Origin of the sequence: Nocardia nepalensis, from assembly GCF_048910785.1 — a bacterium.
Classification (GTDB): domain Bacteria; phylum Actinomycetota; class Actinomycetes; order Mycobacteriales; family Mycobacteriaceae; genus Nocardia; species Nocardia nepalensis.
Genome location: NZ_JBKBET010000036.1, coordinates 190,808 through 207,833 on the forward strand (window position 1 = coordinate 190,808; position 17,026 = coordinate 207,833).

The window sequence follows — 17,026 nt, forward strand, 5'->3', positions numbered from 1 at the left end:
ACAGCCACGATCTATTGGCTGTGGTCGTTAAATTTGCTTTCGTGCAGGCTCTTTCCCGATGACGTCCGGGGCATCGCGTCGACGAATCGACCGTCGCGTGACACCTTGAACCTGGCCAGGTGTGCACGTACATAGTCATTTATGCGGTAGCAGATACCATCACTTGTGCACGTAACATCTATGGTGCTCAACGCCGTACGCAGCAGGGCCAACATCACTGCCTCCCAGTCAACGGCGGCTCGTCGCCATGCGGAACCGCGCTCGGCGTATCGATATCGTCGGCGCGCGAGCGGCGACGTTTCGCGGGAAACCATCCGGCGAGGTCGCCTATCGGCGATGCGACCTCGGTGATTCTTGCCGCGGAGTCTGCGATGGCCAGCACGCTCGGGCCGAGATCATGCAAGACCGGGCGGACGGCGGCGATGGTTGAGCTCAGTGACTCGATCTGATCGAGGGTGCCCCCCTCGGCCATGACGCGTTCGAGGATGCCGTCGTCGGCTCCGAGCCTGGCCAGTAAGCCATCCGAAGCCAGCAGGCGATCGAGTGCGCCATCCCGAGCAAGCGCCTGCGCGAGGACGCCATCTTCGGCAAGTAGCAATCCGGCGGGTCGATCCCCTGCGGTCACATCGAGTAGCGCGCGAACGATCCGGGCATGCGCCCGAATGTCGAGCAGTCGACTTGCATGGCCGAGGATCCCGATGAGATCTCGGACGAATTCGAGCCACGCCGCCGCACTACCACCGACGCCGGCTCCGGAGACCCTCACTGCATCACTGTTCGGCATACCGCCCGCCTTCCCGGAATCCCCGCATGCAACATTACATACATTAGTGAATGTATACAAGATGCGGCTCCTCGGAGTCGGTTTGGCACGACTCACCGCCCCTCGGCACATTGGCGGCCCCGTCTGAATCGCCTAGCGGCGGCTATGTCGCCGATACGACGCCTTACAAGCCTCCTTCCTGCGGCAACGAACCCGAGCGGCGCTAGGCTATTATTGGGACTTGGATGAATATAAGTGAGCAACGCGTTCCCTCGTAGGAGAGTGATGACCCAGTCAGCGACAAGGCCGCGCCGAAGTCAGGCCGAACGCAGGGCAGCGACCCGCGCCGCCCTACTCGAAGCAACAGTCGATTCGCTGGTCAAGTACGGGTACGCCAATCTGACCACCGGCGCGATCGTCAAGGCGGCCGGAGTCACGCGCGGCGCCCACGCGCATTACTTCACCTCCAAAGCCGACCTGATGGTCCAGGCACTCGACTACCTCGCCGAACAGATCTCCGTCGATGTGGAAAAGACGATCTCACCGGTGGTTTCGACCTCCATCGACGACTACGAGGCCCTGATCGACCGCCTGTGGGAGATCCATCAGGGTCCGTTGTTCACCGCGGCGCTCGAGCTCTGGGTTGCCTCCCGGACCGACCCCGAACTTCAGACACATCTGCGCCGGTTCAATCGGGAGCTCATGGCCCACCTCGCGCTGTTGGCCGCACGGTATGTCCCTACGCTCGTCGCGATACCCAACTTCCAAGAGAAGTTCGTGACGGCCATGGCCGCGATGCGTGGCATTGCGATGCTGACTTTCAGCGCGAGTCCGACCACGGTCGAACGCACGTGGGCCGCGGTCCGATCGGAATTGATCGAAGCGGGCCGGGTGGACCTGGGAGCCGCGACGGACAACGCCTGATCCTCATGCTCGCCGTGTCAGCGCACTGCGTACCCGCCCGGCCATTCCGTGTGCTGTGCGGGAGGTATTCACCAATTCCGCCTGGGAGGTGAACTTCACCCGCGGCCGTCCGGCCACACCGCCGCGCGCTCGTTCAGTGATGTCGATGGCCCGCCACCCGTCGGCATCCACCACGCCTGCGCACCGGCTGCGGACCAGCTCGGCGAGAGCACCACTGGTGCCCACCGTGCGACGCAAGACGCCGCAAGTGAAGTCCTCGATCACGCTGGCCACGGTGTGCCGTGCACATTCCTTATTCGTTCCGATCACACCCACCGGCCCGCGCTTGGCCCATCCCGCCACGTAGACGCCATTCATCGTCGCATCGGTGTCCGGAAGGTAAACCCGGCCCTCGCGATTCGGGATCCTCGAGGTCTGCTCGTCGAATGGGACACCCCGCACGGCCGACCCGCGCACACCGATCGAGTGCACCACCAAACCCGCGGCGAGCGTCTCCGATCTGTCGACCCCGTCGGAGCCGCCACGCTGACGGACCGTGACCCGCTCGACGCGGCCGCTGCCATCGATCCGTTCAATCTCGGTGTCGAACGCCAAAACGATGTGTTTAGCATTCGGATCCGACGGCTGTTGCGAAAGACTGTGCAGCAGAGACAGATTCGATGACGTCGCACCGGCGCCCGGCTGCGAACGAGCGAGGCACTCAGGTGTGACTCGCACCTGCACACCCGCCACGCCGGTGAGCCCGAGCAACTCCGGATAAGTGAAGGCCGCCTGCCCGGGACCCCGCCGACCGAGCACGACAACTTCGCGGACAGTGCTGCCCCGCAATACCTCCAGAGCATGGTCGGCGATATCGGTGGTGGCCAACATATCCGGCGACATCGTGAGTATGCGGGCCACATCCAGTGCGACGTTGCCGTTGCCGATAACCACCGCGCGTTCGCTGGCGAGGTCGACGCTTGTCGAGGCCCGATCGGGGTGTCCGTTGTACCAACCTGCGAGGTCCACCGCAGCGTGGTTCCCGATCAGGTCGGCACCGGGCACGTCCAGGCGTGGACCGATGGCCGCGCCGCTGCAGTAGATGACGGCGTGATGAAAATCGAGTAGCTCGGTGTGGTCGATATCCACACCGACTTCCACCCCGAAATGCATGTTCAGTCGCCTGGCCTTCGCGGGTGGAAACTTGAACTGGTCGAGAGCCCGCTTGGTATCCGCGTGATCGGGTGCGACCCCGGACCGAACGAGCCCGCCAGCGGCCGGGTTTCGGTCGAACCACTCAACCACGACCGCTGGATATTTCAACAATTCCTCGACGGTGTAATGACCGGCGGGGCCGGCACCGACCACGGCCACCCGCAAGCTCCCCGGTGTCGTCGTCGTATCAACCAGCCGGGGAGTCGGCAACCACGTCGGCGATATCGGGCGTTGCCGGTAGTAGGACGCGTTGAGTTCGACGAACGGTAGATCGTTCGCGGCGAGGGAGCGGTCGGACCGGATCGCGTCGACGGGGCAGGCATCCGCACAGGCGCCACAGTCGATGCAGGTGTCCGGATCGATGAAAAGCATATCGGCCGAACCATATTCGGGCTCACCGGGCGTGGGATGGATGCAATTGACCGGGCAAGCCTTGACGCATGCGGCGTCGCTACAACAGTTCTGCGTGATCACATAAGCCATCGATTACACCCGCGCTATCCGCAGGCCGGCCTCGATCAACCGACCGTACTGGGCACCGAAAACCTGTGGCAGCGCGGCGATCAGCCGAGCGTCCGGGCCGACCAGAATGCGCGCCCGATCGCGTTCGAGCCCGCGAACGATACTGCGCGCGGCACCCTCCGGCGAGGTCACCGCGAAACGATCGAAAAGCCCGGCGACCCTGGCGCCGTCCTCGCCGGCACCGAAGCGGGCGTTGTTGACGATATTCGTCTTGATCCCGCCCGGGTGGATGCAGCTGACCGAGACCGGCAATCGATCGAGTCGAACTTCCTGGCGCAGTGCCTCGGTGAAGCCTCTGATGGCGAACTTCGAGGCGTTGTATGCCCCGTCCTTGGCCACCGCGATCAGCCCGAAAACACTTGACACATTGGCCAATTGGCCATCTCCAGACAAGATCAAATGCGGCAGAAAAGCTTTGGAGCCGTGCACCATCCCCCAGAAGTTGATGTCCATGATCCAGGCGAAGTCGCGATCACTTGTCTCGGCGGTTCGTGCGTGGATGGCGACCCCGGCGTTGTTCACCGCGACATCAACTCCGCCGAATCTTTCGACAACGTCCTCGGCGTGCTGATACATAGCGGCACGGTCGGCCACGTCGACCTTCCATGATTCCGCCTGGACGCCCAGCGCCGCACAACGATGCGCGGTCTCCTGCACCTCTCCGCCGTTGATATCGGTGAGCGCCAATCGTGCTCCGCGCCTGGCCATTTCGAGTGCGAGCGCACGGCCGATGCCGCTGCCCGCACCACTGATGACGACGGTCTTGTCTCGATAGTTACGCATTGGTTCTCACTTCTCGCTGAATGCGGCCTCGACGTCGATCGGGTACGGTGAGCGCCCCCAACCGACCACCTGCGCCCCGCCCCACGGATCGGCGTCGACGAGCACGCCGTCGACCGGATCGCGTCCGGCGATCTGGAGGCGAATCGGCTGGTTGAGCTGGGTGTGCAGGTGGGCAAGGCTAGGCCCCGGCAGCACTCGTCCGTGCCATTTGATCGTGTTCGCCACCGGCTCGTATTTGGCCAGGATGCGGGTCTCGACCGCTGTTTCACCGCCGTCCGCGTCGATCAGCACGGCCGAGCCCGAGTACACCTCGTTGTCGTCGCGCTCGTCGTCGCGGCTGAAATCGAAGTCGCGCATATCGACCCTGCGTACCTGATGCCGGTAGGACAGCGTCGATCCGGGCCATATCGCCCGGTTGACGCCGGCCGCGTCGAGATACCAACTGTCGCAGCCACCCGCTGTCCACACCGTGCCGACCGACTTGCGCTGCAGCACAGTGTTGAACTCGGCCTGGATATGCGATTTCACCTCGACTCGGCTGTACCCACCGGCGGCCATCGTGCGCAGACAGCGCACGATGAGCTCGATCTGGGTCTCGATCACGAAGACGACAGACTGGTTGCCGAGACCGGAGTTCGGTCCGACGGTCAAGAAGTAGTTGGGCAGTCCATGTGCGGCGACGCCGTAGTATGCCTGCACACCGTCGCGCCACAACTGCTGAATCGGCACTCCGCCGCGCCCGTACAAGTGTTCGCCGGCGATTTTCTCGGTCGTCAGAAAGCCGGTCGCATAGACGATGACGTCGGCCGCATGAACGGATCCGCCGCCGGTACGGATGCCGTCGGCGACCACGTCCGCGATCGGTTCGGTGACGACTGAAACGTTGGCCCGCTGAAGCGCGCGGTAGTAGTCACTCGAGATCAAGATGCGCTTACATCCGATCTGATAGTCGGGCTCGAGCTTCGCGCGCAGCAATGGATCGGCGACCTGCTTACGCAGATGCCATCGCGCGACGCGACGCAGCGCGCCCATCAACTTCGGATTGAGAAATGCGCCGATCATCGCTTCGTGAGAGGCGTAGATAAGGCCACGAACCAGACCGCGGGTACCGGGCAGAACCCGATAGACCGCGCGTTCGGCGGCGGTTATCGGCCGTTGGAGCCGCGGCAGCACCCAATGTGGTGTCCGCTGATACACCGTGACGGATCCGGCCCGATCGGCGATGGCGGGCACGATCTGCACGGCACTGGCCCCGGTGCCGATCACCGCCACCGATTTGCCCGCCAGGTCGATCGTGTGGTCCCACCGCGAGGAGTGGAACTGGCTGCCCGCGAACGATTCCGCGCCCGGCAGCATCGGTGTCTTCGGGAGGTGCAGCGGTCCGGTGGCCGCGATAACCGCGCGGGCCCGCCACATCGTCCCGGCACCGGAGGTGAGCTGCCATTCGTCCTGGTCGTCGTCGAAGCGCTGGTCCAGCACCTCGGTACCGAACCGCAGGTGCGATGCCAGGTCGAAACGATCAACGATCCGCTCGAGGTAGGCAAGGATCTCCGCTTGGCCCGGATATCCTTGTGTCCATTCGGTATTCGGCGCGAACGAGAACGAATACAGCTGCGCCATCACATCACAGGCCGCACCGGGATAGTCGTTGTCGCGCCAGGTGCCACCGACGCGGTCGGCCTTCTCCAGGATCACGAAATCGGTGATGCCCGCTTCGGTGAGCTTGATGGCCGCACACAGTCCGGAGAAGCCCGCGCCGATGATGGCCACGTCGTAGGTCATCGGCGAAATCCCGAGATCCGCCACAACAGCCGCGAGACGGGGTTCATCAGACCCTCGTCATCGAGGAAGTTGTACAGCGATTCGAAGCTCTCCCGGCGCCGCGCATTGACCAACTCGTTGTTCCTGGCCTGCCGCAACGCAACCCACTGATTCAGTCCAACCCGCTTGTACACGTGACGGTTGACGAACATCCCACGGATCACCAAAGCGCCGGCGCCGTTGACCGTGGCGGCGAAGGTGCGCTCCCACCATGGTGCGCGCGCGACGCGACGCCGGACTCCTTCGCGGGCGAAGCGGATGTGGCGCGCCTCCTCGGTGACATGGATCCGCATCACCTGCTGCATCAGCGGCTGAATGTTGGGGTGGTGTGCCAGCTTTCGCTGTGCGTCATCGAGGATCTCCTCCCCGACCAGCGCGGCCACCCACAGGAACAAGCCCTTATAGGCGACCGGGAACAAGTTGACCGTCAGCGCCCCGATCTTGGTGAGGCGATAGGGCCGCACACCCATCGCAGCGACCGCGCGACCGAACATGATCATGTGCCGCGTTTCGTCGCCCAATTCGGTGAGGGCATAGTGCACATGGCGTGACGTCGGATCCTGATACATCATGGCCCGCAACAGGCCCTGATTCAGGGTGTTCTCGAACCAGACGCCGCGGGAGAGCAGGTTGGCCGCTTCATGGCGCGACAGGTCGACCCGCTGCCGGTGATCCATCCGCTCCCACAACTCGGTGCCATAGAGCGACACCACCTCCGGCGGCAGATAGAACTTGTCCGGATCTTGTGGGGCATCCCAGTCGATGTCGACATCGGAGTCGTAGGACCGGCGGATAGATCCGCCGATCAACCGATCCGCCACTTCGTTGCGATTGTCCGCCTGAATCGTCATTGATCCTCCACTCTCGGCCCGACGTCGCCTCCGCGATCGCCCGGCCCACACGGTCGCCAAATACCGTCGCCATCACATGCAACTTCCATCGAGATCGGCGGCATGAGCGTGCTCTAGTCCCTTTGTAGTCAGTTTTGCCAAATTTGTCTATAGACACAGCTCAAACTGTTCTAAACTGAGTCCGACAGGCCACTATGCTCGGCTGATTGCTGCATCCCGCGAAGCGGCAGTGACATGTATCACCTCATTTACATACATTTACTCATGTTTGTAAATATAGGTGCGCCGGACAGTTAACCGGCCGTCAGATGCCAGAACACACAGCAAGGAAGCTGCGATGGTGTACACAGTTGACAAAGATCGGGCGTTGCAGCCGGTTCCGGCGCGAGTGGAACTCGCCCGCATCGCCGCCACCGCGGTACAGGCCGCCAAAAGTGGTGCGCGAGTACTACTTCGACGCCGCGAATGCCCGGCACGCGAGCGTGCCGCGCACGAACTCCGCAACGGATTCGCCGCGCTCGGCCCCACTTACGTAAAGCTGGGCCAACTGATCGCCTCCAGCCCAGGCGTGTTCCCCGAGGTCGTTTCCAACGAATTTCGCACCCTCCTCGACCGGGTGCCGCCCGCGGACCCGGCGGCGATCGAGCAGGTGCTGCACACCGAACTAGGCGCCACACCCACCGACATTTTCGCCTGGTTCGATCCCGAACCGCTGGCATCGGCCTCGATCGCACAGGTCCACCGGGCCCGGCTGATCTCCGGCGAGGAAGTGGTCGTCAAGATCCAACGGCCCGCGATCAAGCTGCGTCTCGCGGCCGATCTACAGATCATGAAACGCATCGCCGCCGGACTCGAACTCTCCGCCTACGGACGGATGCTCAGCGCCCGCGAGATAGTCGAGGACTTCGAAACGAGCCTGCGCGAGGAACTCGACTTCGCGACCGAAGCACGCGCGATGGAGGAATGGATCGGAACCGTAGCGAACTCGCAATTCGCGGATCAGGTACGCGTGCCGCGGGTGTACTGGGCGCACACAACCAGCCGCGTGCTCACCATGGAGTACATCGACGCCACCCGCATCGATGACGCCGACGCCATCCACGCCGCCGGTTTCGACGGCGTCCAACTGGTCAGGACGCTGTTGTTGTCCCTCCTCGAATCGGCATTCCACGGCGGAATCTTCCATGGCGACCTGCACGCGGGCAATGTGCTGATCGATGACAAGGGCAAACTGGTCTACCTGGATTTCGGCATAGTCGGCCGCTTCGACGCCTCGACCCGGGTCATCCTGCGCCAGCTCATCGGCGATCTACTGGTACACAAGAACTTCGAAGCAGCGGGGCGGGCACTCTACAAGATGGGAGCGGTACGTCGGCCCGGTACGGTCAAGGACGCCGCGAAAGAAATCCGCGACTTCACCGATCCCCTGGTAACCACCGATCTCGGCAACCTGTCCTACACGGCGCTCGGCCGCCAACTCGCCTCGCTGGCAAAGACATACGACGCACGACTGCCCCGGGAACTGGTGCTCGTCGCCAAGCAATTGCTCTATGTGGAGCGGTACATGAAGCTGCTCGCACCCAAGTGGGAGGCGATCGGCGACCCGGAACTGTTCGTGTACATGGTCAACGTCCTCAACGAGGCAGAGGCCGAACGCAGCCTCGACGCCGAGGACGCGCGATGAGACCCACAGCGCTGCCGACGCCGCAGCGGTTGCTGAGGTTCGATAGTGGTCTCGGCGGCAAAGAATGTCCTGGCAGCAGCTCGCCAGCAGCGCTGAGCGCGAATTCGATTCACGCCGCCGTCAGTATTCGAAGACCACCGCTATCGGCGACTTGGCCGGGCTCGAGCGGACACGCCCCCGATGCTCCGTGACGACGATCTCACCTGCGTTCGCGATCTGCTCCATCACCATTTGACCGCGCTCACCACGGCGGCGGATCCATTCGAGACGATGTCACCGATCCGCGCATCAAGGCTTACCGACAGCAGCTCATCGCTACCGTTTCCGCAGGTCGATCCGTGTGGTTAGCGCATGTGTCCCCCTCCGGACACAGAATTGTGGCGTTTATGCCCCCAAAATCGGGTCCGGGCATCGCCTGGACACTCTGTCCTGGCCGTACACCTCCACCTGCGGGTTTGCTCGTTCGGCGGTGGTCGATGTGACCGATGACACAGTATCTCCGCTGATCCCGTCCTTCTCCTCCATCGGGCTCGTCGGTGGCGATGGCTGCGGAGTCGGTGCCGGTCTGCCGATGGCGTCCGTGGAGCAACCACCCGCACGCACCGCGGTGTACAGCGTGCGGCCGGTCGACACCAACGGGCGCGTGGTCGACAAAGCCGTTCTGCGAGTATTGGATTGGCACCCCGGTGACCTGCTGTCCTGGCGGATCGCCGCAGGGCTGATCGTGATCACCCGGCCCGGCTACGGCCGCCGCGGGATCACCAAGCACGGGCATCTATCCCTGCCCGCCCACGCACGACGCGCCGCGGGCATCCAGCACCACGACAGGGTCCTGCTGGCCGCCGATCCTGATCAACGCCTGCTGGTGGTTTTCCCACCCCATGTCCTCGACGAGATGGCCGCTCGCCGGGGTAGGCGGATGAGCGCACGCAGCGACGCCGACATCGCCGCGGTCCGGATGATGATGGACCGGCTCAATCTCACCCTCGCCGACATCAGCGACGACACCAGTGCGGCCACAAACATCCCGACCTTCGGTGACTACATCCCAGTCGTCGCCGACAGCATGCCCGCGAGCCGGACCCGCGACCACTACCAGACATACTGGACCAAGATTCTTGCCCAGCCGGGATGGGCCGAGCGGGCATTGAACGAGCCGACTCCCGCCCAGTTGCAGGGGCTGTGCCCCAACGGGATTTCGGCGAACACGGCGGTCAGGACGCTCGCCCACTTCCTCATCGCTGCCGAAAAGAAAGGGTGTGGCCGAACCAGGCGTCGCAGCAGAGCAGGGTGGGGTCTCGGTGGAGGTCGCCGAAAATCCAACGATGTTCGCCATACGAGTTGCCAACTGCGGGCATCCGGATTCCTTCGTTCGCGAGACACATTGAGTCGCTGGAGATTTCCGCAGGTCGGATACCGTCGACTCTGTAACGCTTTCGGTGTACGCGCCAACGTCAACCTGTCGGGGGTTCGCAATACACTCCCGAGCCATGCGCATCGGCTACGGACGGGTCTCCACCCGTGATCAGCGTGTTGTGGAATTCGGTGTACCTGGACCGGGCCCTGGACCAGTTGCGCGCCCAGGACTATCCGGTCCGCGACGCCGACGCCGCCCGGCTTTCGGCGTTCATGCGAAAGCATGTACGCCTGGAGGGCCGCCACAGCTTCCACCTGCCCGACCTCGGTGGCCAGCAGCCGCCACCACTGCGGGATCCGGACCCCCGACGATGACGAGTGACGTGGTGCGCACCTCGACTGGAGACCAGGAATGATCGTGGGTCCGGTCGAGGCGCCGGCATTGGTCGCCGCGGGTTTCTTGCTGGCAGTCAGCCCTCGGCTACTCGAGGTCCTAAGTTCCTGGGATTCGATCCGCTACCACGGATCAAGCGCGAGATTCCGTGCCTATTTACGGTATTCGCGGAACGTGGCACGCAGGTCGTCGACGATCAGGTCCGGTTCCTCCATCGCCGCGAAGTGACCACCTCGATCGAATTCCGTCCACCGCACGATGTTGTGGTTCCGCTCGGCGATGCGGCGGACAGGGATGCCGAGGTCCTGCGGCAACACCGCCACAGCGACCGGCACCTCGGTCTCCGGTTCGGGCCTCCCCCACGTCGCGGCGCCCTCGTAGTAGTAGCGCGCCGACGAGCCCGCGGTGCCGTTGAGCCAATAGATCATGACGTTGGTCAGCATCGCGTCACGATCGACGGCGTCCTCGGGCACGTCGGTCGAGTCGGTCCAGTCCTTGAATCGTTCGACGATCCACGCCAGCTGACCTACCGGGGAATCGGCGAGCGCGTAGGACAGCGTCTGCGGGCGAGTGGCCTGCAACATCGCATACGCGCCGAGTTCGTACTGTGCGCGCTGAGCCAGCTGCAGTGCTCGCTTCTCGGCAGGATTGTCGAAGTCGGCCGTCTCGGGAGTGACGCTGGCCGAGGCGATCATCGTCACGTGCAGCGCCACGACGTGCTCGGGATCGATCACCGCCAGTTCACGCGAGATGGCCGCGCCGGTGTCTTCCCCGTGTGCGGCGTAGCGGTCATAGCCGAGCCGCTGCATAAGTTCGGCCCAGGCCCGCGCGGCCCGGCTCGTCGACCAGCCGGCCGCGGGCCCGGACAATCCGAATCCGGGGATCGTCGGCACGACCACATCGAACGCGTCCTCGGCCCGACCGCCGTGCGCGACCGGATCGGTCAGCGGACCGATCACGTCGAGGAACTCCACGATCGATCCCGGCCACCCGTGGGTGAGGATCAGCGGCATGGCGCCGGGCACCGCGGACCGGACATGGATGAAATGCACATCGTGACCGTCGATCTCGGTGCGGAACTGGGGGAACGCGTTGAGTCGCGCCTCCTGCGCCCGCCAGTCGTAGGTGGTGCGCCAGTACCGCGCCAGCTCCTGGGTGTAGTCGAGCGGAATGCCCTGCGCCCAGCCGACTCCGGTGACGCCGTCCGGCCAGCGGGTCTCCTCCAGTCGCCGATGCAGATCGTCGAGCTGGATTTGGGGGACGTCGATACGGAAGGGAGTGATCTCTGCGCTCATGAGAACGAACTTTATGGGGCGGCTAGGACAACTACCGTCCTAGCTTCGAGGAAGAATGCGCAGTGTGTTGGAAACTTCGGCTCGCCTCCTCGAACTCCTGTCGCTCCTGCAGACACCCCGTGTCTGGACCGGCGCCGACCTGGCCGAACGCCTCGAGGTCGATGCACGAACCATCCGCCGCGACATCGACAAGCTGCGGAATCTCGGCTACCCCGTGCACGCGGTCGCCGGAGCGGCCGGATATCGCCTGGCCGCGGGAACCAAGCTGCCCCCGCTGCTCTTGAACGACGATGAGGCGGTCGCCGTCGTCGTCGGGCTGCGCACCGCGGCGGGCGGAACGATCACCGGCATCGAGGACAGTTCGCTGCGGGCGCTCGCGAAGCTGGAGCAGATCCTCCCGACCCGGTTGCGTCACCGAGTCTCGGCGCTCCAGGCGGCGACCGTCAGCATGCCGGCAGGCACGCCGTCCGTGGACGCGGATGTCCTCACCATGATCGGCGCCGCGATCCGCGACCACGAACAGATCCGCTTCGACTACCGCACCCACGGTGGTTCCGAGATCCAGCGGGCGGCCGAACCGCATCGGCTCGTACACACCGGGCGGCACTGGTATCTGGTCGGCTGGGACGTCGAGAAGAAGAATTGGCGCACCTACCGTGTCGACCGCCTCCGCCCGCGCATCCCCAACGGGCCACGATTCACCCCGCGCGAGACACCCGAGGTCGACGTGACCGGCTGGGTGTCCCGCGGGGTCAGCACCGCCCCCTATCGCTACCAGGCGCGCATCACCCTCGAGGTATCGGCCGCCGTCGCGGCGGACCGCATCCCACCGACCGTCGGTGTCATCGAGGCGATCGACGATGGGCACTGCCTTCTGCACACCGGCTCGAACTCACTCGACGAAATAGCCGTCTACACCGGGCTTTTCGGCTTCGGATTCCACGTGCACGGACCACCCGAACTCATCGACCACCTACGCGCGCTGGCGCACCGCGTCACCGCGGCCATCACGCCCCGCGACGACGCACCCGGTTCGGCGCGCCCATCATGATCCGCACCCCGACGAAGCGTGGGCCGAAAACGATCTATGACCCAATCACAAGCCACTCTGGGCGTCATCGCGAATCCCCGGTCGGCCGGAGCATGGTTGGGACAGAACCAGACATGTCAGCCCTTAGTGGTCCGGAACCGCCAGGCCTCTCAGGCGGTGGGCGGGATCAGCGGCGGCGCCGGCCGCCGGATCGGTGACGGCCTGCCACCTCATCAGCGCCCCCGCCGACGGCCGCGCGTACTTGCTCGCTCATCGGCATAGATCTGCCATCACAACATCCGCCTCATCGTGCAGCCACACCGCCGCGCAAGCGCTGTCCCAGGGCTGGAAGCTACTGGTTCGCGCTTCCCGGATCAGAGGGTCAGTATTTCGGCCGGACGCGACATCTGCTCCGGGCTGTGCACGCTGCAGCAGGAAATTGGTTCGGATAACTACACAAACACAATAAAAGCCGCAGGGCGTTGACCTGTGGCTTTGTCTTTCTGTGGAGCTAAGGGGACTCGAACTTCCGGTCCCCCGTGCCCGCACGTGCATTTCGGTGCAATATCCTGCGGTTCACGTGATTTCGGCACGCTGAAGGTCGCTACCGTAACCCTCCCGTGTTGACCCGGTCAGCATCTCCCACCGGGGACCACGGGGCCCCATGCGGGTTCAGAGTGTCCATCAAAGCCGCCGCGGCGCTGGCGGTCCGGTCCAAATGCCGACACCGCTTGTCGACAGCGTCGGCGGTGAGTCGAACTCGTCCATCAAATCCATCATGATCGTGCGCGTCCGATCATCGTGCGTGGGCTGCGTCCCTCGACACCGCCCACAGGGTCTACCCCGACGCCCCTCATTGCGCGGGGTCGACCTGCGGCGGTCCTACTACTACGCCGAGCCGGTTCCGAAGCTCTTGAAGGGGTTGCTCGGGGTGCTACTCGGATTCTGCGAGTTCGCGGTGATCGTCAATTTCGTTGGGGTGAATGGGGTCTGGTAGCTGCCGATTTCGGAGCCTTCCTTGCACTGGGTGCGAACCCAATAGGTGCCCGCGGGGTACTCCGCGCTGGTTCCGGTGCCGGATCCATTGGTAATGACCTGCCCGGCAACGAGAGTCGGGCCGGTGATCGCGTACTCGCTGCCCACCTGGGCCGGGGATCCTTCGTACAGCTTCACATTCGGATCGGCGTCGACGGCGGGGTTGTAGTCGGTCTTCGTGGCGTCGAACACGACACCCTCACATCGCAGGAACGGTAGATCGGTCTCGAGATTCGTGATCACGGTCGTGAACTTCGCGCCGTTGGCCGACACGCTGCCCGCACCCGCGATAGTCGCAGAAGCCACACCGGGATCGGCGAGCAAGGCTACCGCCGCGATTCCAAGCGTTACCCCAGTCAAACGTGCCTTCATGAAAGTGCTCATCTGTTTCCTTCTGTATCCTTCGCCGCGAGTTCTTGAAACCGCGGCGGCCGTACCCTGAGCATCTGCCGGGTCACCGGCGCACAGAAGGCTAGCCTTACCTAAGGACTGCCACAAGATGTTAGCGACACGTCACACAACGACCCCGAACTGGGCGAATGATCAGTAATGGCCGGGGATCTCACCCCGCCGCTGGGTACCGTAGCCGCCGATCTGCGGTGTTTTCGAGCGAATCCATGTTGCCCAGCGCGACCCCGCAGCGAGGGTGGACTGCGCCCTGGGAGTTTATAGGAATAAACTTAGAGAAAATTCGTTCGTTCCTGGGAGCTCGATATGGGAACACGCGGATACGTTGGCCCCATCCTGGCCGCCGCCTTGATTGCCATGGGACCGAACGCAGTTGCGCCCGGCACTGCCGCAGCCGCTGGTCCGTACCCGGAGGCCACTTTCGAGGAGATGATCGCCCGCGAAGCCTGGTTCGTGACCTCCGGGCAGGACCCCGCGCAATCGCCGCCTGGCGTGAACGTGCCGTGCACCCCGTCGGCGGCCCATCCGCAGCCAGTGGTGCTCGTGCACGGCTTCCCCGCCAATCAGTACAACGCGTTCGCGCACCTCGGGCCGAGACTGGCGAATGCCGGGTACTGCGTGTACTCCCTGAATTACGGCGGGACCAACGCCTTCGACGGCGGCCGCGACGGGGTGTCGGTGTCCGCGCCGCAGGTATCCACCTTCATCGACAGGGTGCGTGCCGAGACTGGCGCCGCCGAGGTCGACCTCGTCGGCCATTCTGGTGGCGCGTTCGTCTCGCTCTACCTCGCGAGGACCGACCCCGCAGCGGCTGACGAGGTCGGCGCGCTCGTCGCCTTGGCACCACCCACGAACGGAATCACCGGCGGAGTGGTCGCCGACGCGACACAGCTCGGGCTACGTGGGCTGGTCGCGAGCATATGCGGGATCTGCGAGGACGTCTCCCCCGGCTCGGCCGCGATGACCCGGCTCCACGACGGCCCGATCGCCCAGACCGACATTCGCTACACCACCATCGCGTCGAGGCACGACTCAATGGTGTCCCCGCCCGCCGCCGCGGCCATAGACGAGCCTGGCGTCACCGACATCGTCGTCCAGGACCAGTGCCCCGACGACCCGGTCGGACACAGCGGCCTGGCGTACGACCCGAGCGTGGACTCGATGATCCTGAACGCGCTGGATCCGGGGCAGCCGGTGCCGGTGGAGTGTGGGAGCGGGCCGCAGTTCTGACGGACCGATCGGGCCGATACCGCGCGCGATGCGTCCAGCATCCACGCCTCACCCACGCTGAACTCGGTGTCACCCACCGGAATCGATTCGTCGCCTCCTGCGGTCAGCAGGAGGGCGGCGACTGTCGACTATCGAGTACCCAAGGCATCAGGCGCGGTGTCAGCGTCATCGTTGAGTGCGAGCCCGACTGTGGTCTCCTCGAGTACGGCCGGACGACGCTTGGTTCGGTAGTTGTAGGCGATGCCGATGATCAGGATCGCCAGCAGCGCGGCGGAGGTGCCGTAGGTGCCCAGCGCGAGTCCGCCGCTCGCGTGGGGTTTGGACAGCCAGTCGCCCATGGTCGCGCCGAGTGGACGGGTGAGGACGAACGCCATCCAGAACAGCAGCACGCCGGAGATATTGGTGAGGTAGTGCGCGGTCAGGATCAGCGCCATGACGACGGCGATCAGGAAGCCGCTGCCCCAGTAGCCGAGCCCGGAGCTGTCGGACAGGTAGTCCCCGAGGGAGGTGCCCAGGGTGTTGGACAGCAGGATCGCGGCCCAGTAGAGCAGTTCACCGCGGAAGGTGGTGATGTTGGCGACATCGAAGGTCTGTCGGCTGAACTTCCAGATCGCGAAGACCAGAGTCAGCCCGGAAATGAGCAGCAGCGCGCCCGCGCCGTAGCCGAGGCCACCGTCGGTCGAGGTGTCCGAGCCCGGTCCGCGATTGATGAAGTCGGAGATGGTCGTTCCCGCTGTGCTGGTGGCGGCGATAACCGTCCAGTAGAGCGCGGGGTGGAATCGGCGGACCCGTAACTGGGTCAGCACACTGACCGCGAAGATGGCCAGAAATAGCAGCGATGCCTGTGCGTAGCCGAGCTTCAGTGTCTGGGCGAGCAGATCACCGCCGGTCTCGCCCAAGGTGGTCGCCGCGATCTTGAGTACCCAGAACATGACCGTGATCTGGGGAAGTTTGTAATCGACGAGCAGACTCCGAGCCGCATGTTTCACCATCGGTGCTCTCTTTCTCCGGTGTCGACACCCATGGGCGCGGAGTCTGCCGAAGCGCCGCTGAGAGCACGCTGAAAGTGTGTTGCCACTCACAAAGCGGTGGCCGATCACGTCGCCGGAGATCGACCCGCTCAGCGCTATTGCGAGTCAGGTGACGTCGAGGCGGCCGATACCCGGGCCGCGGATGGTTTCGATGCCGGCCGGTCCGAACGCCACCTTGATCACCTTCCTCGACCAGACCTTCGCCCGTGAGCGCACCATCTGGTCGAGGTGGGCTGAAGCCATCACCGCAGTGCTGAATTCATCGGGCAGCGTCGGTGGTGCTGAGTTCGAGGGTGCTGCGGCGGCGTCGACGGATCGCGACGACGACCGTGACGGCAATAGCGAGTGCGGCGACCGCGGCGATGAGGTAGCTGGGGCCGCGGATGGCGTCTTCGACGTTGTGCCAGTTGGCGCCGACGGCGTATCCGGCGATCGCCAGGGCCGCGGTCCAGGGCAGGCATCCGGCGACGGTGTAGCTGCCGAACCGCCCCGGGGGCATCGCCGCGATCCCGGCGGGCAGGGAAATAAAGGTGCGGATGCCCGGTAGCAGTCGGGCCCAGAACACCGAAGAGGCGCCGCGGCGGACGAACCAATCCTGGGCGCGATCGATCTCTTCGCCACGCAGTAGAACAAATTTGCCCCATCGGTGCAGGGCCGGTCGGCCGCCGTAGCGTCCGGCCAGCCACGCCACATAGCTTCCGGCGA

At 64.5% G+C, this 17,026-nt stretch carries 16 protein-coding genes; 6 read left to right on the top strand and 10 right to left on the bottom strand.

What is annotated here, in order from left to right; translation table 11 throughout:
- Positions 1-214: 214 nt before the first annotated feature.
- Positions 215-766, bottom strand: a complete 552-nt coding sequence (locus ACHQ4I_RS30640; RefSeq protein ID WP_420775356.1) for a hypothetical protein — start codon at positions 764-766, stop codon at positions 215-217.
- 282 nt (positions 767-1,048) lie between these two features.
- Here ACHQ4I_RS30640 and ACHQ4I_RS30645 point away from each other — a divergent pair, with 282 nt between their 5' ends.
- Positions 1,049-1,687 carry a TetR/AcrR family transcriptional regulator gene (locus ACHQ4I_RS30645; RefSeq protein ID WP_420775357.1) on the top strand — a complete coding sequence of 213 codons (639 nt, stop codon included), beginning with the start codon at positions 1,049-1,051 and terminating at the stop codon, positions 1,685-1,687.
- A gap of 3 nt (positions 1,688-1,690) precedes the next feature.
- Here ACHQ4I_RS30645 and ACHQ4I_RS30650 read toward each other — a convergent pair whose 3' ends face one another.
- Genes ACHQ4I_RS30650 through ACHQ4I_RS30665 form a run of 4 tightly spaced genes read right to left on the bottom strand, consistent with a single transcriptional unit; the run spans position 1,691 to position 6,858 of the window.
- Positions 1,691-3,364, bottom strand: coding sequence for a 4Fe-4S binding protein (locus tag ACHQ4I_RS30650; RefSeq protein WP_420775358.1), 1,674 nt, complete (start codon positions 3,362-3,364; stop codon positions 1,691-1,693).
- A gap of 3 nt (positions 3,365-3,367) precedes the next feature.
- On the bottom strand, positions 3,368-4,186 hold the full coding sequence (locus tag ACHQ4I_RS30655) for an SDR family NAD(P)-dependent oxidoreductase (RefSeq protein ID WP_420775359.1): 819 nt from the start codon (positions 4,184-4,186) through the stop codon (positions 3,368-3,370).
- A gap of 6 nt (positions 4,187-4,192) precedes the next feature.
- Positions 4,193-5,968 carry an NAD(P)-binding domain-containing protein gene (locus tag ACHQ4I_RS30660; RefSeq protein WP_420775360.1) on the bottom strand — a complete coding sequence of 592 codons (1,776 nt, stop codon included), beginning with the start codon at positions 5,966-5,968 and terminating at the stop codon, positions 4,193-4,195.
- A complete protein-coding gene (locus ACHQ4I_RS30665) occupies positions 5,965-6,858 on the bottom strand; it encodes an AurF N-oxygenase family protein (RefSeq protein ID WP_420775361.1) in 894 nt (297 codons plus the stop codon). Before ACHQ4I_RS30665 ends, ACHQ4I_RS30660 begins: the two co-directional genes overlap by 4 nt.
- A gap of 337 nt (positions 6,859-7,195) precedes the next feature.
- Between ACHQ4I_RS30665 and ACHQ4I_RS30670 the strand changes: the two genes are divergently transcribed.
- From ACHQ4I_RS30670 to ACHQ4I_RS30680, 3 genes are all read left to right on the top strand, one after another.
- On the top strand, positions 7,196-8,542 hold the full coding sequence (locus ACHQ4I_RS30670; protein WP_420775362.1) for an ABC1 kinase family protein: 1,347 nt from the start codon (positions 7,196-7,198) through the stop codon (positions 8,540-8,542).
- Positions 8,543-9,020: 478 nt separating this feature from the next.
- A complete protein-coding gene (locus tag ACHQ4I_RS30675; protein ID WP_420775363.1) occupies positions 9,021-10,067 on the top strand; it encodes a hypothetical protein in 1,047 nt (348 codons plus the stop codon).
- Complete coding sequence (locus ACHQ4I_RS30680; protein WP_420775364.1) at positions 10,064-10,273, top strand: Tn3 family transposase; 210 nt, start codon at positions 10,064-10,066, stop codon at positions 10,271-10,273. Before ACHQ4I_RS30675 ends, ACHQ4I_RS30680 begins: the two co-directional genes overlap by 4 nt.
- A gap of 171 nt (positions 10,274-10,444) precedes the next feature.
- Here ACHQ4I_RS30680 and ACHQ4I_RS30685 read toward each other — a convergent pair whose 3' ends face one another.
- A complete protein-coding gene (locus ACHQ4I_RS30685) occupies positions 10,445-11,587 on the bottom strand; it encodes an epoxide hydrolase family protein (protein WP_420775365.1) in 1,143 nt (380 codons plus the stop codon).
- 64 nt (positions 11,588-11,651) lie between these two features.
- Between ACHQ4I_RS30685 and ACHQ4I_RS30690 the strand changes: the two genes are divergently transcribed.
- Entirely contained in the window at positions 11,652-12,638 is a 987-nt protein-coding gene (locus ACHQ4I_RS30690) for a helix-turn-helix transcriptional regulator (protein WP_420775366.1), read from the top strand.
- A gap of 867 nt (positions 12,639-13,505) precedes the next feature.
- Here ACHQ4I_RS30690 and ACHQ4I_RS30695 read toward each other — a convergent pair.
- Positions 13,506-14,036, bottom strand: coding sequence for a hypothetical protein (locus tag ACHQ4I_RS30695; protein ID WP_420775367.1), 531 nt, complete (start codon positions 14,034-14,036; stop codon positions 13,506-13,508).
- A 330-nt stretch (positions 14,037-14,366) separates the two neighbouring features.
- On the opposite strand from ACHQ4I_RS30695, the gene ACHQ4I_RS30700 reads away from it, so the two are divergent.
- On the top strand, positions 14,367-15,290 hold the full coding sequence (locus ACHQ4I_RS30700) for an esterase/lipase family protein (RefSeq protein WP_420775368.1): 924 nt from the start codon (positions 14,367-14,369) through the stop codon (positions 15,288-15,290).
- Positions 15,291-15,418: 128 nt separating this feature from the next.
- Here the strand turns inward: ACHQ4I_RS30700 and ACHQ4I_RS30705 are convergent, their stop codons facing one another.
- The 3 genes from ACHQ4I_RS30705 to ACHQ4I_RS30715 all read right to left on the bottom strand — a co-directional run bounded on the left by ACHQ4I_RS30705 (position 15,419) and on the right by ACHQ4I_RS30715 (position 17,012).
- Complete coding sequence (locus tag ACHQ4I_RS30705) at positions 15,419-16,282, bottom strand: COG4705 family protein (protein ID WP_420775369.1); 864 nt, start codon at positions 16,280-16,282, stop codon at positions 15,419-15,421.
- A gap of 144 nt (positions 16,283-16,426) precedes the next feature.
- Positions 16,427-16,564 (bottom strand): hypothetical protein, encoded by a 138-nt coding sequence (locus ACHQ4I_RS30710; RefSeq protein WP_420775370.1) that lies wholly within the window; start codon positions 16,562-16,564, stop codon positions 16,427-16,429.
- A 16-nt stretch (positions 16,565-16,580) separates the two neighbouring features.
- A complete protein-coding gene (locus tag ACHQ4I_RS30715; protein ID WP_420775371.1) occupies positions 16,581-17,012 on the bottom strand; it encodes a DedA family protein in 432 nt (143 codons plus the stop codon).
- Positions 17,013-17,026: the final 14 nt, after the last annotated feature.